Annotated in this window: 25 protein-coding genes; 17 read left to right on the top strand and 8 right to left on the bottom strand. The window is 56.9% G+C overall.

The window, feature by feature from the left end; translation table 11 throughout:
- From WFM46_RS18280 to ldtE, 7 genes are all read left to right on the top strand, one after another.
- A partial coding sequence (locus tag WFM46_RS18280) for an iron-sulfur cluster assembly accessory protein (protein ID WP_336998188.1) occupies nucleotides 1–167 on the top strand: 167 nt, incomplete at its 5' end.
- An 8-nt stretch (nucleotides 168–175) separates the two neighbouring features.
- Nucleotides 176–1,663 (top strand): Fe-S cluster assembly protein SufB, encoded by a 1,488-nt coding sequence (gene sufB / locus WFM46_RS18275; protein ID WP_103179323.1) that lies wholly within the window; start codon nucleotides 176–178, stop codon nucleotides 1,661–1,663.
- Nucleotides 1,664–1,679: 16 nt separating this feature from the next.
- Complete coding sequence (gene sufC, locus WFM46_RS18270) at nucleotides 1,680–2,426, top strand: Fe-S cluster assembly ATPase SufC (RefSeq protein ID WP_039029104.1); 747 nt, start codon at nucleotides 1,680–1,682, stop codon at nucleotides 2,424–2,426.
- On the top strand, nucleotides 2,401–3,672 hold the full coding sequence (gene sufD / locus WFM46_RS18265) for a Fe-S cluster assembly protein SufD (protein ID WP_336998187.1): 1,272 nt from the start codon (nucleotides 2,401–2,403) through the stop codon (nucleotides 3,670–3,672). The genes sufC and sufD overlap by 26 nt, the downstream gene beginning before the upstream one ends.
- On the top strand, nucleotides 3,669–4,889 hold the full coding sequence (gene sufS, locus WFM46_RS18260; RefSeq protein ID WP_336998186.1) for a cysteine desulfurase SufS: 1,221 nt from the start codon (nucleotides 3,669–3,671) through the stop codon (nucleotides 4,887–4,889). The genes sufD and sufS overlap by 4 nt, the downstream gene beginning before the upstream one ends.
- A 14-nt stretch (nucleotides 4,890–4,903) precedes the next feature.
- Nucleotides 4,904–5,320, top strand: coding sequence for a cysteine desulfuration protein SufE (gene sufE, locus WFM46_RS18255; RefSeq protein WP_103179326.1), 417 nt, complete (start codon nucleotides 4,904–4,906; stop codon nucleotides 5,318–5,320).
- A 97-nt stretch (nucleotides 5,321–5,417) separates the two neighbouring features.
- Complete coding sequence (gene ldtE / locus WFM46_RS18250; protein ID WP_103179327.1) at nucleotides 5,418–6,416, top strand: L,D-transpeptidase LdtE; 999 nt, start codon at nucleotides 5,418–5,420, stop codon at nucleotides 6,414–6,416.
- 63 nt (nucleotides 6,417–6,479) lie between these two features.
- Here the strand turns inward: ldtE and lpp are convergent, their stop codons facing one another.
- From lpp to ynhH, 3 genes are all read right to left on the bottom strand, one after another.
- Complete coding sequence (lpp, locus tag WFM46_RS18245) at nucleotides 6,480–6,716, bottom strand: murein lipoprotein Lpp (protein WP_001082307.1); 237 nt, start codon at nucleotides 6,714–6,716, stop codon at nucleotides 6,480–6,482.
- 310 nt (nucleotides 6,717–7,026) lie between these two features.
- On the bottom strand, nucleotides 7,027–8,448 hold the full coding sequence (pykF, locus tag WFM46_RS18240) for a pyruvate kinase PykF (RefSeq protein ID WP_336998185.1): 1,422 nt from the start codon (nucleotides 8,446–8,448) through the stop codon (nucleotides 7,027–7,029).
- 7 nt (nucleotides 8,449–8,455) lie between these two features.
- Nucleotides 8,456–8,650: a protein YnhH gene (gene ynhH, locus WFM46_RS23875; protein WP_418936632.1), complete on the bottom strand. Its 195-nt coding sequence runs from the start codon at nucleotides 8,648–8,650 to the stop codon at nucleotides 8,456–8,458.
- Nucleotides 8,651–9,031: 381 nt separating this feature from the next.
- Between ynhH and WFM46_RS18235 the strand changes: the two genes are divergently transcribed.
- From WFM46_RS18235 to fumD, 4 genes are all read left to right on the top strand, one after another.
- Complete coding sequence (locus WFM46_RS18235; RefSeq protein ID WP_103179329.1) at nucleotides 9,032–10,054, top strand: methionine ABC transporter ATP-binding protein; 1,023 nt, start codon at nucleotides 9,032–9,034, stop codon at nucleotides 10,052–10,054.
- Nucleotides 10,047–10,715, top strand: a complete 669-nt coding sequence (locus tag WFM46_RS18230; protein WP_103179330.1) for a methionine ABC transporter permease — start codon at nucleotides 10,047–10,049, stop codon at nucleotides 10,713–10,715. The genes WFM46_RS18235 and WFM46_RS18230 overlap by 8 nt, the downstream gene beginning before the upstream one ends.
- A gap of 27 nt (nucleotides 10,716–10,742) precedes the next feature.
- Nucleotides 10,743–11,555, top strand: a complete 813-nt coding sequence (locus WFM46_RS18225; protein ID WP_039029111.1) for a MetQ/NlpA family ABC transporter substrate-binding protein — start codon at nucleotides 10,743–10,745, stop codon at nucleotides 11,553–11,555.
- A gap of 104 nt (nucleotides 11,556–11,659) precedes the next feature.
- Nucleotides 11,660–11,869 carry a fumarate hydratase FumD gene (gene fumD, locus WFM46_RS18220; protein ID WP_014831602.1) on the top strand — a complete coding sequence of 70 codons (210 nt, stop codon included), beginning with the start codon at nucleotides 11,660–11,662 and terminating at the stop codon, nucleotides 11,867–11,869.
- Here the strand turns inward: fumD and WFM46_RS18215 are convergent.
- The 4 genes from WFM46_RS18215 to WFM46_RS18200 are packed head-to-tail and all read right to left on the bottom strand — an operon-like array spanning nucleotide 11,850 to nucleotide 14,932.
- Nucleotides 11,850–12,536 carry an ABC transporter permease subunit gene (locus WFM46_RS18215; protein WP_336998184.1) on the bottom strand — a complete coding sequence of 229 codons (687 nt, stop codon included), beginning with the start codon at nucleotides 12,534–12,536 and terminating at the stop codon, nucleotides 11,850–11,852. The two genes, fumD and WFM46_RS18215, sit on opposite strands and share 20 nt — an antisense overlap.
- Nucleotides 12,530–13,300, bottom strand: a complete 771-nt coding sequence (locus WFM46_RS18210) for an amino acid ABC transporter permease (RefSeq protein WP_336998183.1) — start codon at nucleotides 13,298–13,300, stop codon at nucleotides 12,530–12,532. The genes WFM46_RS18215 and WFM46_RS18210 overlap by 7 nt, the downstream gene beginning before the upstream one ends.
- Complete coding sequence (locus WFM46_RS18205) at nucleotides 13,297–14,112, bottom strand: amino acid ABC transporter ATP-binding protein (RefSeq protein WP_336998182.1); 816 nt, start codon at nucleotides 14,110–14,112, stop codon at nucleotides 13,297–13,299. The genes WFM46_RS18210 and WFM46_RS18205 overlap by 4 nt, the downstream gene beginning before the upstream one ends.
- 1 nt (nucleotide 14,113) lies before the next feature.
- Nucleotides 14,114–14,932, bottom strand: a complete 819-nt coding sequence (locus WFM46_RS18200; protein ID WP_336998181.1) for an ABC transporter substrate-binding protein — start codon at nucleotides 14,930–14,932, stop codon at nucleotides 14,114–14,116.
- Nucleotides 14,933–15,171: 239 nt separating this feature from the next.
- On the opposite strand from WFM46_RS18200, the gene WFM46_RS18195 reads away from it, so the two are divergent.
- The 4 genes from WFM46_RS18195 (at nucleotide 15,172) to WFM46_RS18180 (ending at nucleotide 17,998) form a co-directional block, all read left to right on the top strand.
- Entirely contained in the window at nucleotides 15,172–15,333 is a 162-nt protein-coding gene (locus WFM46_RS18195) for a hypothetical protein (RefSeq protein ID WP_168192014.1), read from the top strand.
- 160 nt (nucleotides 15,334–15,493) lie between these two features.
- The gene (locus tag WFM46_RS18190; protein WP_336998180.1) at nucleotides 15,494–16,822 is read left to right on the top strand and encodes a sensor histidine kinase; all 1,329 of its coding nucleotides are present in this window, start codon (nucleotides 15,494–15,496) and stop codon (nucleotides 16,820–16,822) included.
- On the top strand, nucleotides 16,815–17,426 hold the full coding sequence (locus tag WFM46_RS18185) for a response regulator transcription factor (RefSeq protein WP_336998179.1): 612 nt from the start codon (nucleotides 16,815–16,817) through the stop codon (nucleotides 17,424–17,426). The genes WFM46_RS18190 and WFM46_RS18185 overlap by 8 nt, the downstream gene beginning before the upstream one ends.
- A gap of 89 nt (nucleotides 17,427–17,515) precedes the next feature.
- Entirely contained in the window at nucleotides 17,516–17,998 is a 483-nt protein-coding gene (locus WFM46_RS18180) for a GlcG/HbpS family heme-binding protein (protein WP_336998178.1), read from the top strand.
- A gap of 117 nt (nucleotides 17,999–18,115) precedes the next feature.
- On the opposite strand, the gene WFM46_RS18175 is transcribed toward WFM46_RS18180, so the two are convergent.
- A complete protein-coding gene (locus WFM46_RS18175) occupies nucleotides 18,116–18,256 on the bottom strand; it encodes a hypothetical protein (protein ID WP_032617828.1) in 141 nt (46 codons plus the stop codon).
- 128 nt (nucleotides 18,257–18,384) lie between these two features.
- On the opposite strand from WFM46_RS18175, the gene WFM46_RS18170 reads away from it, so the two are divergent.
- Complete coding sequence (locus WFM46_RS18170) at nucleotides 18,385–19,176, top strand: MBL fold metallo-hydrolase (RefSeq protein WP_336998177.1); 792 nt, start codon at nucleotides 18,385–18,387, stop codon at nucleotides 19,174–19,176.
- 71 nt (nucleotides 19,177–19,247) lie between these two features.
- Nucleotides 19,248–19,465: carbonic anhydrase (locus tag WFM46_RS18165; protein WP_336998176.1), on the top strand; the 218-nt coding region annotated here is incomplete at its 3' end.

The following is a 19,465-nucleotide window of genomic DNA, read 5'->3' as shown; positions in this document are numbered from 1 at the left end:
TGGTTTTTGAACATGACGGCGCCCGGCTCTATGTGCCGCTCCAGGCGATGCCGTTTATTGACGGTACGGAAGTGGATTACGTGCGCGAAGGCTTAAACCAGTTATTCAAATTCAATAACCCGAAGGCCCAGAACGAATGCGGCTGCGGCGAAAGTTTTGGGGTATAGGCGGTATTATGTCTCGACATACTGAAGCAACTGACGACGTCAACACCTGGTCCGGCGGCCACATTAATTACAAAGAGGGCTTCTTCACCCAATTGCAGACCGACGAGCTGGCAAAAGGGATTAACGAAGAGGTCATCCGCGCGATTTCCGCCAAGCGTAACGAACCCGACTGGATGCTGGAGTTCCGGCTGAATGCGTTCAAAGCCTGGCTGGAGATGGAAGAGCCGCACTGGCTGAAGGCGCACTACGATAAGCTGAACTATCAGAATTACAGCTACTACTCTGCCCCCTCCTGTGGTCATTGCGACGACACCTGCGCCTCTGAGCCCGGTGCGGTACAGCAGACAGGGGCCAACGCCTTTTTAAGTAAAGAGGTGGAGGAGGCGTTCGAACAGCTCGGCGTGCCGGTACGTGAAGGGCGCGAGGTGGCGGTGGACGCCATCTTTGACTCCGTCTCGGTCGCGACCACCTATCGCGAAAAACTGGGCGAGCAGGGGATCATCTTCTGCTCCTTCGGGGAAGCTATCCACGATCACCCAGAGCTGGTGAAGAAATATCTTGGCACCGTCGTGCCGGGCAACGATAACTTCTTTGCCGCCCTCAACGCGGCGGTAGCCTCCGACGGCACCTTTATATACGTGCCGAAAGGCGTGCGCTGCCCGATGGAGCTCTCCACCTATTTCCGTATCAACGCCGAGAAAACCGGCCAGTTTGAACGCACCATCCTCGTTGCCGATGAGGGTAGCTACGTCAGCTATATCGAGGGCTGTTCCGCCCCGGTGCGCGACAGCTACCAGCTGCACGCGGCAGTGGTGGAGGTGATCATCCATAAAGACGCCGAGGTGAAATACTCGACGGTGCAGAACTGGTTCCCGGGGGATAACAACACCGGCGGCATCCTGAACTTCGTCACCAAGCGCGCCCTGTGCGAAGGCGAAAACAGTAAAATGTCGTGGACCCAGTCTGAGACCGGCTCCGCCATCACCTGGAAATATCCGAGCTGTATTCTGCGCGGGGATAACTCCATCGGCGAGTTCTACTCCGTGGCGCTGACCAGCGGGCATCAGCAGGCCGATACCGGCACCAAGATGATCCACATCGGCAAAAACACCCGGTCGACCATCATTTCGAAAGGGATCTCCGCTGGGCAGAGCCAGAACAGCTATCGCGGCTTAGTCAAAATCATGCCGACGGCCACCAACGCCCGTAACTTTACCCAGTGCGACTCCATGCTGATTGGCCCGGACTGTGGGGCGCATACTTTCCCGTATGTTGAGTGCCGCAATAACAGCGCCCAGCTGGAACACGAAGCGACAACCTCGCGGATCGGCGAAGATCAGCTCTTCTACTGCCTGCAGCGCGGCATCAGCGAAGAGGATGCCATCTCGATGATTGTAAACGGCTTCTGTAAGGATGTGTTCTCTGAACTACCGCTGGAGTTTGCCGTGGAAGCACAAAAATTACTGGCGATCAGCCTCGAACACAGCGTCGGTTAAGGATTAAGGAAAGCACATGTTAAGCATTAAAGATTTACAGGTCAGTGTGGAAGATAAAGCGATCCTGCGCGGCCTGAGCCTTGAGGTCCGCCCGGGCGAAGTGCATGCGATTATGGGCCCTAACGGGTCGGGCAAAAGTACGCTGTCAGCCACCCTTGCCGGGCGCGAAGATTACGAAGTGGTCGGCGGTTCGGTCGACTTTAAGGGCAAAGATCTGCTGGAGCTGTCACCGGAAGAGAGAGCCGGGGAGGGCATTTTTATGGCCTTCCAGTACCCGGTGGAGATCCCGGGCGTTAGCAACCAGTTCTTCCTGCAGACCGCGCTGAATGCCGTGCGCAAATACCGCAGCGAAGAGGAGCTGGATCGCTTTGATTTCCAGGATCTGATGGAAGAGAAGATCCAGCTGCTGAAGATGCCGGAAGATCTGCTCACCCGCTCGGTCAACGTCGGTTTTTCCGGCGGGGAGAAGAAGCGCAACGACATTCTGCAGATGGCGGTGCTGGAGCCGGAGCTGTGCATCCTCGATGAAACCGACTCCGGGCTCGATATCGACGCCCTGAAAATCGTCGCCGACGGCGTTAACGCCCTGCGCGACGGCAAGCGGTCGTTTATCATCGTCACCCACTATCAGCGCATCCTTGATTACATTAAACCCGATTATGTGCATGTGCTCTATCAGGGGCGGATTGTGAAATCGGGTGATTTTACGCTGGTCAAACAGCTGGAGGAGCAGGGCTATGGCTGGCTTAGCGAACAGCAGTAACGCGCTGCAGCAGTGGCACCGCCTGTTTGAGGCACAGGGCGGAACCCGCTCTGAACAGGCCCAGCAGCACCTGCAGCAGATGCTGCGCCTCGGGTTGCCGACGCGTAAGCACGAAAACTGGAAATATACCCCGCTGGAAGGGTTGCTTAACGGCGAGTTTGTTTCCCGACCCGCCAGGGTGGCAGCGAGCGATCGGGATGCCCTGGCGCTTACTCTCGACGCCACGCGGCTGGTCTTTGTTGACGGACGCTTTAGTCCGGAACTGAGCGACAGCACCGACGGCAGCGGGTTTGAGGTGACCATTAACGACGAGCGGCAAAGCCTGGCGGCACCGGTTCAGCCGGAGCTGTTCCTGCATCTGACCGAAAGCCTGGCCCAGAGCGTGACGCATATCAGGGTGAAACGTGACCTACGGCCTTCTAAGCCGTTGCTCTTGTTACATATTACTCAGGGTCTGGCGGGTGAAGAAATCAATACTGCCCATTATCGTCACCATCTGGAACTGGCGCAGGGTGCAGAAGCAACCATCATTGAGCATTACGTGAGTCTCAATGAGATGCACCATTTCACCGGTTCTCGCCTGACCATGAACGTGGCGGCCAACGCCCGGCTGCACCATATCAAGCTGGCGTTCGAGAACGCGGCGAGCCACCACTTCGCCCATAACGACCTGTTGATGGCCGCCGATGCGACGGCATTCAGCCACAGCTTCCTGCTGGGGGGCGCAGTACTGCGCCATAACACCAGCACCCAGCTTAACGGCGAAAATACGACCCTGCGCATCAACAGCCTGGCGATGCCGGTGAAATCTGAAGTGTGCGACACCCGTACCTGGCTTGAGCACAACAAGGGCTACTGCAACAGCCGCCAGCTGCATAAAACCATCGTCAGCGATAAGGGGCGGGCCGTCTTCAACGGGCTGATCAACGTGGCGCAGCACGCCATTAAAACCGACGGCCAGATGACCAACAACAATCTGCTGATGGGGCGACTGGCGGAGGTGGACACCAAACCGCAGCTGGAAATTTACGCCGATGATGTGAAGTGCAGCCACGGCGCCACCGTGGGGCGGATCGACGATGAGCAGATGTTCTATCTGCGCTCCCGCGGGATCGATAAGCAGGCGGCCGAGAAGATGATTATCTACGCCTTTGCTGCCGAGCTGACCGAAGCCCTCGACGATGAAACGTTAAGACAGCAGGTGCTGGCGCGTATCGGCCAGCGTCTGCCTGGAGGTGTGGCATGATTTTCCCTGTAGAGAAAGTGCGGGCGGATTTTCCTGTCCTGACCCGTGAAGTAAACGGTCTGCCGCTTGCCTATCTCGACAGCGCCGCCAGCGCGCAAAAGCCCATGCAGGTGATCGAGGCCGAGGCGGAGTTTTACCGGCATGGCTACGCGGCGGTGCACCGGGGGATCCACACCCTCAGCGCCGAGGCGACGCAGCGGATGGAGAATGTCCGTACCCGCGCGGCAACATTTTTAAACGCCCGCTCGCCGGAGGAGCTGGTCTTTGTGCGCGGTACCACCGAAGGGATCAACCTGGTGGCGAACAGCTGGGGCAGCGCCGAAGTGCACGCGGGCGATAACATCCTCATCAGTCAGATGGAGCACCATGCCAATATCGTGCCCTGGCAGATGCTGTGCGAGCGCGTCGGGGCGGAACTGCGGGTTATCCCGCTTAACGAGGATGGCACGTTACAGCTTGAACAGCTGGATACCCTGCTGGATGAACGCACCCGGCTGGTGGCCATTACTCAGATCTCCAACGTGCTGGGTACCGAAAATCCGGTGGCGGAGATTATCGCCAAAGCCCACCAGGTGGGGGCGAAAGTGCTGATTGATGGCGCCCAGGCGGTGATGCACCATACGGTGGATGTCCAGGCGCTGGACTGCGACTTCTATGTCTTTTCCGGCCATAAGCTCTACGGGCCTACCGGTATCGGCGTGCTGTACGTCAAAGATGAGATTTTACAGGCGATGCCGCCGTGGGAAGGGGGCGGGTCGATGATCGCCACCGTCAGCCTGAGCGGAGGCACAACCTACGCCCGGGCGCCGTGGCGCTTTGAGGCGGGCACGCCTAACACCGGCGGCATTATCGGGCTGGGCGCGGCGATGGAGTATGTGTCAGGCATCGGCCTTGATGCTATCGCCGAATATGAACAGATGCTGATGCGCTACGCTCTGGCGGAACTTGCCAACGTGCCGGATCTCACGCTGTATGGCCCGGCGGACCGTCAGGGTGTTATTGCCTTTAACCTTGGCAAACACCACGCCTATGACGTGGGCAGTTTTCTCGATAACTACGGGGTGGCGGTGCGAACCGGACACCACTGCGCTATGCCGCTGATGGCGTTTTATCAGGTACCGGCGATGTGCCGCGCATCGCTGGTGATGTACAACACACTGGAAGAGGTCGACAGACTGGTGGCCGGGCTGAAGCGTATCCACCAGCTGCTGGGCTAAAAAGAGGGCAAGAGATGGCTGCATTGCCAGACAGAGATAAATTGCTGCGTAATTTTACGCGTTGCGCAAACTGGGAAGAGAAGTACCTCTACATCATTGAGCTGGGGCAGCGTCTGCCTGCCCTCAGCGAAAGCGACCACGTCCCGGAAAATAGTATTCAGGGGTGTCAGAGCCAGGTGTGGATAATAATGCACCAGAATGAAGCCGGGGTGATTGAATTAGCGGGCGACAGTGATGCGGCAATAGTCAAAGGCCTTATTGCCGTCGTGTTTATTTTATATCAGCAGATGTCCGCCCAGGATATTGTCGCTTTTGACGTCCGCCCGTGGTTTGAAAAAATGGCGCTCACCCAGCATTTAACCCCCTCCCGATCCCAGGGGCTTGAGGCGATGATCCGCGCAATCCGTTCCAAAGCCGCCAACATTAGCTAAACTATCAGGACAGCCCTCATTCTGCTCCGCGAGACGGCTCCCGCCTCGCGGATTTTTCAGCTTTCTGACGTTCTGTCAGTGAATAAGGAATCTCAGCATGAAGCGCGCGTCTTTATTAACTCTCATTCTTTTAGGTTCGCTCAGCGCGCTTAATAGCGCCCGGGCGGTGGATTATCCTTTGCCAGCGGCGGGTAGCCGGTTAATCGGGCAAAATCAGACCTATGTTGTTCAGGAAGGTGATAATAACCTGCAGGCCATTGCGCGCCGGTTTAATACCGCTGCGCATTTAATACTCGAAGCCAATAATACTATCGCCCCGGTCTATCCGGCGCCGGGAACGGTGATCACCATTCCGTCGCAAATGTTGCTGCCGGATACCCCCCGGGAAGGGATTGTGGTGAATCTGGCGGAGCTGCGGCTCTACTTCTATCCCCCGGGTGAAAATAGCGTGCAGGTCTATCCGCTGGGCATTGGACAGCTTGGGCTGGACACGCCGGTGACCACCACCCGCATCAGCCAGAAGATCCCGAATCCGACCTGGACGCCAACTGCGGGCATCAGAGCGCGCTCGCTGGCTCAGGGCATCAAACTGCCGCCGGTAGTACCCGCAGGGCCAAATAACCCGTTAGGACGCTTTGCGCTGCGTCTGGGCGTGGGTAACGGTGAATACCTGATCCACGGGACCAGCGCGCCGGACAGCGTGGGGCTGCGCGTCAGTTCCGGTTGTATGCGTATGAATGCGCCGGATATCAAAGCGCTCTTCGCCCAGACCTCTGTCGGCACGCGGGTGCAGATCATCAATGAGCCGGTGAAGTTCTCGGTTGAGCCGGACGGTAAGCGCTACGTTGAAGTGCATCGCCCGCTGGCGACGATGGAAGGGGAGAATCCGCAAACGCTGGCGATCGCCCACTCCAGTGCGCTTGCATCCTTTATGTCGCAGAGTGGCAGCGATAAGACGTTAGTGAACAAAGCGTTGTCGCGTCGGGCGGGTATCCCGGTAGAGGTCTCGACAGGTGCCGGGGCGAATGTGAACAGTAGTGGGCTTTCAGCGAAGAACACGCTTTCGTCTGTGGGGCATGAACAGGCGATTCAGTAAAGCGAAATGCGGGGCAAAAAAAAATGGCGCACAATGTGCGCCATTTTATTAACACAGGTACTATTACTTACGGTATTTAGTAGCCTGGTTGTCCAGACGCTGGTTAGCGCGAGCTGCGTCGTCTTTAGCAGCCTGAACGTCGGAACGCATTGCGTTCACGTCGTTGCTCAGCTGGTCAACTTTAGCGTTCAGAGTCTGAACGTCAGAAGACAGCTGATCGATTTTAGCGTTGCTGGAGCAACCTGCCAGCAGAGTAGAACCCAGGATTACCGCGCCCAGTACCAGTTTAGTACGATTCATTATTAATACCCTCTAGATTGAGTTAATCTCCATGTAGCGTTACAAGTATTACACAAAGTTTTTTAGGTTGAGAATATTTTTTTGATGGGAATATGCCTATTTTTGATCGTTCGCTCAAAGAAGCACCTGTTTTGACTATTTCATGAAAAATATTGTGTTAAAACAGACAATTTTCATCGGATTCATCTTAGAAAACGACCCCGTTAAATAGAAAAACCCGATTTGCTTTTTTAATAAATTTGGCTGATAGCGGAAATAAAAAAAGCGCCCCGAAGGACGCTTTTTATACAAACTAATTCGAACGAAATTATTACAGCACGTGAACAGATGCGGTATTAGTGGTGCCGCTTGGAACCAGTGCACCAGAAACCATCACCACAACGTCGCCTTTCTGCGCCAGGCCACGTTCAACCAGCTGCAGGGCCACTTCTTTACCCAGGCGGTAGAAATCGTCAGTAGAGGCGATCTCTTTTACCAGGTGTGGAACCACGCCTTTGCTCAGCACCAGCTGACGCGCAGTGGTTTCGTTGGTGGTCAACGCCAGAATGGTCGCGTCCGGGAAGTATTTACGCACTGCGCGAGCTGATTTACCGCCCTGGGTGGCGACGACAATCAGCGGTGCTTCCAGTTTCTCGGCGGTTTCTACCGCGCCACGGCACACGGCTTCGGTGATGCGCAGTTTACGGCTGTCGTTGTTGTAATCCAGACGGCTTTTCATCACGCGGTCGGTACGCTCACAGATGGTCGCCATGATGGAGACCGCTTCCAGCGGGTACTTACCTTTAGCCGATTCGCCAGAGAGCATTACCGCATCGGTACCGTCGAGGATGGCGTTCGCCACGTCGCCAGCTTCTGCGCGGGTTGGACGTGGGTTTTTGATCATGGAGTCCAGCATCTGCGTTGCGGTGATAACCACTTTACGCGCGCGAACACACTTCTCGATCATCATCTTCTGCGCGAAGATCACCTCTTCAACCGGGATCTCAACGCCCAGGTCACCACGCGCAACCATGATGCCGTCAGAGGCGTCGTGGATTGCGTCGAAGTTGTTCAGGTCTTCCTGGTTTTCGATTTTGGAGATGATCTGGATGTTTTCGCCGCCGTGGGCTTTCAGGTGCTCTCGGATTTCAACAACGTCAGAACGTTTACGGATAAAGGAAGCCGCAACGAAGTCAACGCCTTGCTCGCAACCGAAGATCAGGTCCTGTTTGTCTTTCTCAGCCAGGGCTGGCAGCGCGATGGAAACGCCAGGCAGGTTAACGCCTTTGTTTTCGCCCAGGTCGCCGTTGTTCAGCACTTTACAGATAACTTTGTTACCTTCGATAGCGGTGACTTCCATACCGATCAGGCCATCGTCCACCAGAACGGTGTTACCGACGGACAGGTCGCTGGTGAAGCCTTCATAGGTCACAGCAACGATTTCACTGTTGCCGACAACAGACTTGTCTGTAGTGAAGGTGAAAGTCTGTCCCGCTTTCAGCGAAACGTCGTTGCCGCCTTCCAGTTTAATGGTACGAATTTCTGGACCTTTGGTATCCAGCAGGATTGCTGCTTTTTTACCGGTCTTGCTCATCACGTTGCGCAGGTTCTGGATGCGCTGGCCGTGTTCAGCATAGTCACCGTGAGAGAAGTTCAGACGCATCACGTTCATGCCGGCGTCCAGCATCTTGGTCAGCATCTCTTCAGATTCGGTTTTCGGGCCGATGGTGCAAACAATTTTCGTCTTTTTCATGACAGTCTTAGTCTTTAAGTTGGGAAGGATATGGAAATCTCGCTCCGGGGGCGCAGAGCCCTGGAGTCAAACCTGTGTTGCGAAATTTTTTATGGCACGCAGTAAGGATAGGTGACATCAATTGAGCGTGCAGAAGAATGTGTGCCTGTGTTTCAGCCCAGGGAGAGAGGTTAAGTTGTATGCGTTGTTTTTTGTAGTCCAAGCGCTGAAACCATTCATCAGAAGACAGGCGCGCATTATACGCTGAAAGATGCGCAAAAGGAAAATGAAAACAGCGTTTCAAAAATTATATATGCAGTTTTACAAAGGGTTGTTATCAATGCGTTAAGGTTGACCGCGTAGATGTTGCGCTCGCGAAAAACCTTCAGGCAAATGCCCCATTTTTATGGCGTTTCGCTATGGCGACTTTTTAGCTATCGATTGCAGAAAATTAGCAAAGGCCTTCTCCCCAGGTGTCACGCCTCTTATCACTCAAAGTTATAAGATATTCCTTTTCATTCATTCAAAAGCTAATAACGCCTGTTTACTATCGTTTGGACATCCATACTGCTAAACCGCCACAGGCGAACGGATTACCCGAAGAATGATTGTACTCAGGAATATTTCAAAGATTTTTGACAACGGAAAAGTGGCGCTGACAGCCGTTGATAACGTGAACCTGACGATAGAGCAGGGGCAAATTTATGGAATTATTGGCTACAGCGGCGCGGGTAAAAGTACCTTAATCCGCCTGCTCAATGGCCTGGAAAAGCCGACCACCGGCAGCGTGACGATTAACGGACACGACATCTCCGCGGCGAAAGGTGAAACCCTGCGCCAGGCGCGGCTGAAGATCAGTATGGTGTTTCAGCACTTCAATCTGCTGTGGTCGCGCACCGTGAGCGAGAACATCGCCTTTTCAATGCAGATTGCCGGGGTGCCTAAAGCCAAAATCAAAGCCCGCGTGGCAGAACTGGTTGAGCTGGTGGGGCTGAAAGGCCGCGAACAGGCTTATCCGTCCCAGCTTAGCGGTGGGCAGAAGCAGCGCGTCGGCATTGCCCGCGCGCTGGCCAACAACCCGGACGTGCTGCTCTGCGACGAGGCCACCTCGGCGCTGGATCCCCAGACCACCGATCAGATCCTCGATCTGCTCCTCGACATCAACCGTCGTTTTAAGCTCACCATTGTACTCATCACCCATGAGATGCACGTGGTGCGCAAAATCTGTGACCGCGTGGCGGTGATGGAAAACGGCAAAGTGGTGGAAGAGGGCGACGTGCTGCAGGTCTTTACCCATCCCCAGCAGCCGATTACGCAACAGTTTGTGCGTCAGGTCAGCCAGTACGCCGAAGACGAGACCTTTAACAGCGAGCTGGCAAACGAACTGGAAGGCACCGTTATTAAGCTGACCTTTACCGGCCACAGCACCCACAAGCCGGTCGTCGGGGAACTGACGCTGCGCTACGGCCTGCCGTTTAACATCCTGCACGGCAAAATGACACAAACTGCCCACGGTGTCTTCGGCCAGCTCTGGCTGCACGTGGTGGCAACAGATGAACAACTGAACAATATCCTCGCCGATTTGCAGCACAGTGATATTGAAGGCGAGGTAATTAAACATGGCTGAGAATCTCTTCCCGCACCTGAAATGGGACCAGCTCTGGGCGGCCACCCTGGAGACGCTGTATATGACCGCGCTCTCCGGCGTTGCGACTTTTGTGCTCGGGCTTGTCCTCGGTCTGGCGCTCTTTTTAACCGCCCGGGGCGGCATGTTCCATAACCGCACGGTCTACAGCGTCATTTCGATTGTGGTGAACGTCTTCCGCTCCATCCCGTTCATCATTCTGATTGTGCTGCTGATCCCCTTCACCAAAACCGTGGTGGGGACCATCCTCGGGGCCAACGCCGCACTGCCTGCGTTGATCGTCGGTGCCGCGCCGTTCTACGCCCGTCTGGTGGAGATCGCCCTGCGTGAAGTGGACAAAGGGGTGATCGAGGCGACGCGCTCAATGGGCGCCCGACTCAGCACATTAATCTTTCGCGTTTTACTGCCGGAATCATCGCCTGCCCTGGTCTCAGGGATCACGGTGACGCTGATTGCCCTGGTGAGCTACAGCGCCATGGCGGGGGTGATTGGTGCCGGTGGTCTGGGAAATCTGGCTTACCTGGAAGGTTTCCAGCGCAACCATGGTGACGTCACGCTGGTGGCAACGGTGACCATTTTGATCATCGTTTTCATTATCCAGTTCTGCGGCGACATCATTACTTCCATTCTTGATAAAAGATAAACACAACAATACACAGGAACCATCATCATGAAAAAGACACTGACGTTGATCGCCGCAGCAACCTTGAGCGCCCTGAGCTTTGCCTCCTGGGCTGATACCCTGACCGTGGGGGCCTCCAACACCCCGCACGCCGAAATTCTGGAGCAGGCGAAGCCGATTCTGGCGAAACAGGGTATCGATCTGGAGATCAAACCGTTCCAGGACTACATCCTGCCGAACACCGCGCTGGCGGGTCGTGACATCGACGCCAACTACTTCCAGCACATTCCATACCTGAACAGCGTGCTGAAAGATCACGCCGGGGATAAAGAGTACGATTTCGTCAGCGCCGGGGCGATCCACATCGAGCCAATCGGTATCTACTCCAAAAAATACAAGTCGCTGAAAGATCTGCCGGAAGGCGGCAAAATCATCATGCGTGATGCGGTCTCTGAAGAGGGACGTATCCTCTCTATCTTCGAGAAAGAGGGCGTGATCAAGCTGAAGCCGGGCATCGACAAAGTGACCGCGCGCATCAGCGACATCGTTGAAAACCCGAAAAAGCTGCAGTTCACCCCGAACGTAGAAGCCTCCCTGCTGCCGCAGATGTATAACAACGACGAGGGCGCGGCGGTTGTCATCAACGCCAACTACGCCATCGACGCCGGTCTGGACCCGGTTCACGACCCGATTGCGGTAGAGAGCGGTGAAAACAACCCGTACGCCAACATCATCACCGTTCACCGTGGCGATGAGAAGAAGAAAGACATCGTGGCGCTGGTGGACGTGCTGCACTCTAAAGAGATCCAGGACTGGATCCGCACCAAGTATAAAGGCGCGGTGATCCCGGTTAACAACTGATTTATCCGTTTGATTTCAAAGCCCGGCGAGTCTCTCGTCGGGCTTTTTTGTATAACGGCGATGAATCTATTAAGCTGGCCTTTTAAGGCAACGGAGTGAAAGTCATGGGCAATGTAACCAAAGACGAAGCGCTGTATCAGGAGATGTGTCGCGTGGTAGGCAAAGTCGTTCTTGAGATGCGCGATTTGGGGCAGGAGCCGAAGCATATCGTCATCGCCGGGGTACTACGCACCGCGCTGGCAAACCAGCGGGTGAAACGCAGCGAATTAACCACCCAGGCGATGGAAACCGTCGTTAAAGCGCTGGCCGGTTAAGCCGCCAGCGTTTCGCCAGCTGTTCAACGCCACAGCACAGCAGGTAATAGACCACGCCAGTAAAAATAAAAATAGCCGCCGGGTAGATCTGCACCCGGTTGTTCACCTGGCCTGCCACGGTGGTCAGCTCCGGCACGTTGACAATAAAGGCCAGCGAGGTGTCCTTCAGCAGGCTGATAAAAATCCCCATTAGCGAAGGCAGGGTGTTGCGCAACGCCTGCGGCAGCAGGAGTAACCCCAGCGTTTGCAGCGCGCCAAACCCCTGGGCCTGAGCGGCTTCATATTGTCCTCCAGGCAACGCAATCAGCCCGGCCAGCACGGAGTGCATCACGGCGGCGGCGGTAAACCACGCCAGCGCGAGAGTAACGGTCAGCGCCCCCGGCAGATCGCCTCCGGTGATGAGGGGTAACAGATACCACAGCCAGAAAATGACAAAAATCAGCGGGATGCCGCGGATAATCTCAGCCCACAGGAACAGGGCTTTGCGCAGGCCACCCGGGAAACGCCACGCCAGCCCCGCCAGCGCTATTCCAGCCGGGAACGCCAGCGCCGCGGCACCCAAAGCCATCAGTAGCGTCAACAGCACGCCGCCGGGCTGCCCGGCCGCAGCTCGTCCCCAGAGCAGATAATCCAGGTTATCGGTAATAACAGTCAGTCCGGCTAACATCTCTCTTCACTCCGGGGGGTGATGGCGGCTTTACGGCGCCGTTCGGTTGAAGATCCCAGTCTGGTCAGCAACACCCCCATCGCCACGCCGGTGAGCAGGTACAGTACCGTGCCGATGCTGAAAGCCTCCAGCGCGTGGGCGTTATAGCTCTCTGTCTGCCGCACCTGGTAGGTGAGCTCCGCAAAGCCGATGCCGCTTGCCAGCGAAGAGAGTTTCATCAGATTGAGGTACTGACCCACCACCGGCTGCCAGGCGTTCGCCAGCCCCTGCGGCAGCAGGATATACCGCAGCAGCGGCCAGGGGGAAAAGCCCTGCGCCAGGGCGGCTTCCCGCTGCCCGGCGGAAACGGCGCGTAGCCCGGCGGTGATCTCCTCTGTCAAAAAGGCCGAGGTAAAGACCCCCAGTCCCCAGGCGGAGCAGAGAAACTCTGGCGTAAACCACCAGACCTGACCCGGCAGCACCGCCCAGGTATGATCGTCCATCACAAAGGTGCGAAACCCCTGCGGCAGCCCGTTCCAGGCGGCGAAATACCAGAACAGCAGCTGCACCAGAAGGGGCGTATTGCGAAACAGCGATACCCACAGGGCGACGATATGCGCGCCGATGCGCCCCCCGGCGAGACGCAACCCCAGAGAGGCGAGAGTGATAAGGCTGGCGACCACCATCCCTGCCAGCGTCACCCACAGGGTGGTGAGAAAACCGGACAAGATCCACTGCAAGGGCTGGCCGGTCAGCACCCCTTCCCAGTCGAGGTTGGGCATCACACCCCTCCCGGATGCAGCGGGTTAAGCACCTTCTGCAGAAAACGCTGGGTGCGTGGATGGGCAGGATGCTGAAAAAACTGCTCTGGCGGAGCCACCTCCAGAATGTGCCCGCCATCGATGAACACTACCCGGTCGGCAATTTCCCGGGCAAACTGCATCTCATGGGTGACCACAATCATGGTGATCCCGCTGTGGGCGAGGGCTTTCATCACCAGCAGGACTTCGCCAATCATCTCCGGATCGAGGGCCGAGGTGGGCTCGTCAAAGAGGATGATCTGCGGCGAGGAGGCCAGGGCTCGGGCGATCGCCACCCGCTGCTGCTGCCCACCGGATAAGGCCTCCGGATAGTGATCGGCTTTATCCGCCATCCCCACCTGCGCCAGCAATCTATCGGCGCGGGTGTCGGCCTCTGCCGAATGCCAGCCATGAACGTGCCTCAGCGCCAGGGCGATGTTTTGTCGGGCCGTCAGATGGCTGTAGAGATTAAACTGCTGGAAGACAAAACCGACCCGGCTGCGCAGCTGGCGCAACGCCTGGCGGGGGAGCTGGCGCGTAGATTTCCCGTCAATCAGGATGTCGCCGGAGGTGAGAGCTTCCAGCTGGTTGATCAGGCGAATCAGCGTCGATTTACCGGAACCCGACGGGCCGAGAATAGCGACCACCTCACCGGGCGTCACGCTGAGGTTGATGCCTTTCAGCACCGGGCGGTCGCCGTAACGTTTCACCACCTCGCAAAAGGTGACGCTGGCCTGTTGCAGATGTGAAAAATCCGCGGCACGGGCCGCGGAGCGAGAGAATAAACCTGACAGCATATTACTGGGCTTCTATTTTAAAGGCGCGAGGCTGCGGGGAGGGCGTCTGTGGACCAAACCAGGCATCGTAGATTTTTGCCGCGTCGCCGGTATTCTCCAGCTTCACCAGCTCATCGTTCACCACCTTTAACAGCGCGGTTTCGCCTTTTTTCACCCCGACGCCAATCTCTTCTTTACTTAGCAGATCCGGGAGGATCTTAAAGTTGGCTTTATCCGGCGCCTGGGCCAGCAGACCCGCCAGAATGGTGCTGTCCTGGGTGATCGCCTGCACGTTGCCGTTGCGCAACGCCGTCAGCGCCAGCGGAATATCGTCATAAGAGAGCACACGGGACTGCGGGAAACGCTGATGCAGCGCCTGCTCCCCGGTGGTGCCTTTTACCGCCCCGATACGCGCCTTGCTGTAGGCCTCCAGTTTATCCGCGCCCTTGGCCGGAACCAGGAACTGCTGCCCGGTCACGAAATAGGGGGTCGAAAAGTCGATCACCTGCGCCCGTTCCGGGGTGATGGTGATATCCGCCACAATCAGATCCGCTTTCCCGGACTGTAGCAGCGGGATGCGGTTTGCCGGGTTAGTGGCGACCAGCTCCAGTTTTACGCCGAGTGATTTTGCCAGCGCTTTGGCGAAGTCGACGTCATAGGCGACGATTTCGTGGCTTTTTGCATCCACCGATCCAAACGGCGGATTGGCATCAAACGTTGCGACTTTCACCACACCCGCCGCCTTAATATCCGCCAGCTGGTCTGCTTGCGCCTGGGTGGAAACCATCCCGACAGCGGCCAGTAAAGCCAGTGCCAGCGTCCGTTTTGTGTGTATTGCCATAGGTTCCTCTGCTTCTGTTTTTATTTTGTCCTCATACGCTCCCATACCCGGCGCAGGTAGCCAAATGCCAATATTGTCTTTGCTTAACGAAAAAAATCATTAGTGAACAGCGCGTTACCCAGCGGTTAAAGCAGCGTTGCTTTTGCGCCTGGCGCAAATCCTCTGCCGGAATCGGTATTTCCATCGCCGACGGATTGCTGTTGTACTGCTTTCAGGTTAAGCACATGAGGAACAGGGCAATGGACAAACTGATGAGTACGTTACGGCGGTTTTTTACCGCACGATCGGAAGAGAACAGCGCGCAGCGTATTATTGAATCCATTCTGCCTGTCGCCAGCCTCTACGGTGTGGATATCGCCAATATTGACCCGGAGTGGTTCCATGACCAAACGCCACGCTGAACACCGCCTGGTGCGGGAAACATACTGGAATGAGGTGTGCGTTCTTCACCGCACCATCTGCCATTCTGGACGCTAACATCCAAAAATCGCCGCAAGTTTTGTCCACGGCTTAGCTTCCTGCTAAGGTCTCTGGCGTCCTTTTTCTGCACCAGTTAAATGAATGAACAGCAAAAACTATCTACAACGAGGGCTCCTGATTTGGCTCACGCTCTGCCTGCTCAGCAGCGTGCTGCTGTATGCCGAGCAGATCCGCCGTCAGTACTGGGCACTCGACCGGGAATTTGCCACGGCGTTTACGGAGATCGGCGCGGTTCTCACCCAGAATGAGTCAGTGCTGCCGCTGTTGAATGGCGATGAAGATCTGTCGGCGCTGCGTAAAAAATTTCCGCAAATACTCGACCTGCAAACCACCTCTGGTCGCGCGCTCGACGCCGCCCGGGTTGAACCGGTGACTGGCACGCAGTACTGGCTCTACAACCCCTGGCGACAGATCCGGGTGCTGATTGACCCTTCGCCGGTCCTTAACGCCTGGCCCCGCTTTTCCCGCCTCACCCTGAATCTCTCCGGTGAGGTGCCGCCACCGCCAACAGAAGCTTTCTGGCACTGGCAGCGACAGTTTTCTCAGCATACCCAGCCGTTTATTCTGCTGGCCGAGGCCCAACCGGCGTGGCTGAGCGTGGCGCTGCTGCCGTTTGTCCTGCTGTTTGTGGGCTGGGCTATTGTGGTCGCGGCGGGTGGCGTGATCCTCTGGCAGCGTAAGCAGCGCCAGAACGCCGACCAGCGCGCCTGGTACTATCAACATGCCCGGCTCAATACCCTGGGGGAGATCACCGCGGGCATTGTGCATGAGATCAACCAGCCTCTCACGGCGGTGCAGACCTGGATCCAGGGGGCGCAGCGCCAGGTGCGCCAGGATAACCCTGCGGCGGTTGCTCAGGCGCTGGGCTCGGCGCTGGTGCAAACCCAGCGCATTAGCGCGCTGCTGACCCGCTTTCGTGAGCACGTGACCCAGGAGGCTGTCACCTTAGAGGCAGTAGATCTGGCCGAGTGCTGGCGGCATGTCGGCAACCTGCTGGAGCATGAGCGCACCGCCAGTCCTGTTCGTCTTACCCATGATTTCGCCGCCGATGCCCGCACGCTCTGCGCCGACCGGCTGTGGCTGGAGCAGGTGCTGCATAACCTGCTCAGCAACGCTATTCAGGCCCAGCAGGAGCGCGCCGCGGGATGGGTGCATATCCGCAGCCATCGCGAAGGCGAACGCATCCATATAGCGATCACTGACGGTGGCCCGGGCTTTACCCCGGAAGCGCTCCACAACGCCTTTATGCCTTTTTATAGCGGGCGAGAGGGCGGCACGGGGCTGGGAATGACCTTAACGGAGTCGTTGGTCACCCGGATGAATGGCACGCTGGCTCTGGATAATGCCCCGGAGGGCGGGGCCAGGATCAGATTGCAGTTTGCTCACCACGGAGGTCAGGTAAATGGATAACGTCATCTGGTTGATTGATGATGATGCGTCAGTCAGAGAGTCGCTGGTTTTTCTTTTCACCGGTATGAACTGGCATGTGGAGCCTTATGACAGTATTGCTGCATTTACCGCGGCGCAGGGGGCGGAAAAATCCCTGACCGGCTGTCTGCTACTGGACATGCGCATGCCGGGCAAAGGTGGGCTCGCCTGGCTGGAGGAGGGGGTATGGCCGTGGCCGCTGCTGCCGGTGATCCTCATGACCGGTCATGGCACCATTGATGCCTGCCGCCGCGCGTTTCACAACGGCGTGTTTGAATTTTTCACCAAGCCGCTGGATGCTGACAGGCTGATCGAATCCATCACCGCCGCCCTCGCCGAGAGCCAGCGGCGCCTGGGCGTCTGGCAGGAGGCCACGCGGGTCCGAGCGCGGTTTGAACAGCTCACCACCCGGGAGCATGAGGTGCTGCAGGCGCTCATGGAAGGCAGCAGTAATAAAGGGGTCGCCGCCCGGCTGAATCTCTCCCCAAGGACAGTGGAAGCGCACCGGGCGGCGGTGTTCGCCAAGCTGGGCGTCTCAAGCCTGGTGCAGGCCATCCGGGAATATGACAAATTGCAATCCGTATAACTACCAGGATCACCGCGTAGTCAACCGAATAACATTTCATCCCACGACTGGATACGCTGCAAGGGTTCCCACTTACAAGAGGATGTGCGATGAAAAAGTTAATGATGGCAGTAGCGTGTGTAGCAGGGATGGTCAGCGTATCGGCGCATGCACAGTCTGTGGCGCAAAAAAATCTCTCCCTGGCCCAGGCGAATGCGTTAGCCAGCGCGGCGATCCAGGCCTGCACAGCAAAAAATTATCAGGTCAGCGTCACGGTGGTGGATCGCGCCGGGGTGGTAAAAGCGGTGCAGCGCACGGATAACGCCGGTCCGCACACCCTGAAAGCCAGCGAAATGAAAGCCTTTACCGCCCTCAGCACCAAAAACGCGTCGGGGAAGGTGATGGAGTCTGCCCAGAGCAACGCGGGCGCGCAGAACCTGCGCGATATCCCTGGCCTTCTGCTGCTGGCGGGGGGAGTACCGGTCAGGGAAGGGGATGAGGTAATTGGCGCCATCGGCATTGGCGGCGCGCCGGGTGGTCATCTGGATGAAGCCTGCGCGCAGCAAGCCATTGATGGCCTGAAGAAGTCGTAAAAACGCCCGGCGGCGCTGCGCTTACGCGGCTCTGAGGGAAGGGTGTTGTAGGCCGGGTAAGCGTAGCGCCACCCGGCATAAAACTAAAAGCCCCGGCGCGAGTCCGGGGCTTTTTTATCAGATCTTGCAGGCGTCGCCGCAATCATCATCCGCCACGATCGCCTGGGCTTTTTTATCCGCATCTTCAAGGCGTTCAGCGTTACGTTCTTCGGCTTCGTCCAGCCCGTCAAACACCAGATTGTTGAGATCAATTTCCATCGTTTACCTGCTTTGTTCGGTTTTTGTTCCAGGTCGTATTATAGAGCAAAACAGAGGGAGGAGGCACCCCAGCGCACATAAGGATAATCCTTGCCATACTGATGACTCACCCGGACTCAGGAGGCGTTGTGATCGTCTTATGTAAAACCTGCGGCACCTCTTATGACGCCGACCGCGAACCGCAGCACTGTGCCATTTGCGAAGATGAGCGCCAGTATGTACCCGCGACGGGCCAGGAGTGGCTTGATTTTTCCGCCCTGACCAACACGCACACCAACAAGTGGCAACAGCTTGAACCCGACTTATTGGGTATCAAAACCGTGCCCGCGTTTGCCATCAACCAGCGCGCGATCCTGCTGAGAACCGCGCAGGGTAATGTGCTGTGGGACTGTATCGCCAATCTCGATCCCGCCACCCAGGCGCTGGTGAACGCGCTGGGCGGTATCGACGCCATCGCCATCTCGCACCCGCACTACTACACCACCATGCAGGATTGGGCAGCGGCCTTTAACGCCCCGGTATACCTGCACGCCAGGGATCGGCAGTGGGTGATGAGGGACAGCCCGGCGCTGCGCTTCTGGGAGGGGGATTCGCTGGAGATCGTCCCTGACGTGACGCTGCACCGACTGGGCGGCCATTTTGCCGGCGGGACGGTGCTGCACTGGCACCGCGACGGCGGTATTCTGCTGGCCGGGGATATTCTGCAGGTCACGCCGGGCAAAGATGGGGTGTCGTTTATGTGGAGCTACCCGAACATGCTGCCGCTCCCGGCAGAAGCAGTGGCTGAGATCGCCGCCCGGCTGGAAAAGGTTTCCTTCGAGCGCCTCTACGGCGCCTTTGAGGGCCAGAACATTTCCGCGAACGCGCGGGAGATTGTCATGCGGTCGGTCCAGAAATATATTGCTTGTCTGAAGTCGTGACCGGTGGGTAAACTCAAAAAACCGTGATCTCGATCATGCCTGTAACAATCACAAAAAAATGAGACATTGCTATGCAACATATCATTGAAGGTTTTCTCAGCTTTCAAAAAGAAATTTTTCCGCAACGTAAAGACCTTTTCCGCAGTCTGGCGTCCAGCCAGAATCCCAAAGCGCTGTTCATCTCCTGTTCTGACAGCCGCCTGGTGCCGGAGTTAGTAACCCAGCAGGAGCCGGGACAGCTCTTTGTCATTCGCAATGCTGGCAACATCGTTCCGCCTTTCGGGCCGGA

The organism is Leclercia sp. M50, from assembly GCF_037150775.1.
Taxonomy (GTDB): domain Bacteria; phylum Pseudomonadota; class Gammaproteobacteria; order Enterobacterales; family Enterobacteriaceae; genus Enterobacter.
This window is presented reverse-complemented; position numbering and strand designations above follow the sequence as displayed.

Excerpts from the sequence above, each read along its gene's own strand:
- sufE (WP_103179326.1), top strand. The coding sequence starts at position 4,904 with ATGGCTGCATTGCCAGACAGAGATAAATTGCTGCGTAATTTTACGCGT.
- sufS (WP_336998186.1), top strand. The coding sequence starts at position 3,669 with ATGATTTTCCCTGTAGAGAAAGTGCGGGCGGATTTTCCTGTCCTGACC.
- sufC (WP_039029104.1), top strand. The coding sequence starts at position 1,680 with ATGTTAAGCATTAAAGATTTACAGGTCAGTGTGGAAGATAAAGCGATC.
- WFM46_RS18205 (WP_336998182.1), bottom strand. The coding sequence starts at position 14,112 with ATGCTGTCAGGTTTATTCTCTCGCTCCGCGGCCCGTGCCGCGGATTTT.
- sufD (WP_336998187.1), top strand. The coding sequence starts at position 2,401 with ATGGCTGGCTTAGCGAACAGCAGTAACGCGCTGCAGCAGTGGCACCGC.
- WFM46_RS18230 (WP_103179330.1), top strand. The coding sequence starts at position 10,047 with ATGGCTGAGAATCTCTTCCCGCACCTGAAATGGGACCAGCTCTGGGCG.
- sufB (WP_103179323.1), top strand. The coding sequence starts at position 176 with ATGTCTCGACATACTGAAGCAACTGACGACGTCAACACCTGGTCCGGC.
- fumD (WP_014831602.1), top strand. The coding sequence starts at position 11,660 with ATGGGCAATGTAACCAAAGACGAAGCGCTGTATCAGGAGATGTGTCGC.
- WFM46_RS18185 (WP_336998179.1), top strand. The coding sequence starts at position 16,815 with ATGGATAACGTCATCTGGTTGATTGATGATGATGCGTCAGTCAGAGAG.
- WFM46_RS18225 (WP_039029111.1), top strand. The coding sequence starts at position 10,743 with ATGAAAAAGACACTGACGTTGATCGCCGCAGCAACCTTGAGCGCCCTG.
- lpp (WP_001082307.1), bottom strand. The coding sequence starts at position 6,716 with ATGAATCGTACTAAACTGGTACTGGGCGCGGTAATCCTGGGTTCTACT.
- WFM46_RS18235 (WP_103179329.1), top strand. The coding sequence starts at position 9,032 with ATGATTGTACTCAGGAATATTTCAAAGATTTTTGACAACGGAAAAGTG.
- ldtE (WP_103179327.1), top strand. The coding sequence starts at position 5,418 with ATGAAGCGCGCGTCTTTATTAACTCTCATTCTTTTAGGTTCGCTCAGC.
- WFM46_RS18175 (WP_032617828.1), bottom strand. The coding sequence starts at position 18,256 with ATGGAAATTGATCTCAACAATCTGGTGTTTGACGGGCTGGACGAAGCC.
- WFM46_RS18195 (WP_168192014.1), top strand. The coding sequence starts at position 15,172 with ATGGACAAACTGATGAGTACGTTACGGCGGTTTTTTACCGCACGATCG.
- WFM46_RS18180 (WP_336998178.1), top strand. The coding sequence starts at position 17,516 with ATGAAAAAGTTAATGATGGCAGTAGCGTGTGTAGCAGGGATGGTCAGC.
- pykF (WP_336998185.1), bottom strand. The coding sequence starts at position 8,448 with ATGAAAAAGACGAAAATTGTTTGCACCATCGGCCCGAAAACCGAATCT.
- WFM46_RS18200 (WP_336998181.1), bottom strand. The coding sequence starts at position 14,932 with ATGGCAATACACACAAAACGGACGCTGGCACTGGCTTTACTGGCCGCT.
- WFM46_RS18190 (WP_336998180.1), top strand. The coding sequence starts at position 15,494 with ATGAACAGCAAAAACTATCTACAACGAGGGCTCCTGATTTGGCTCACG.
- WFM46_RS18215 (WP_336998184.1), bottom strand. The coding sequence starts at position 12,536 with ATGTTAGCCGGACTGACTGTTATTACCGATAACCTGGATTATCTGCTC.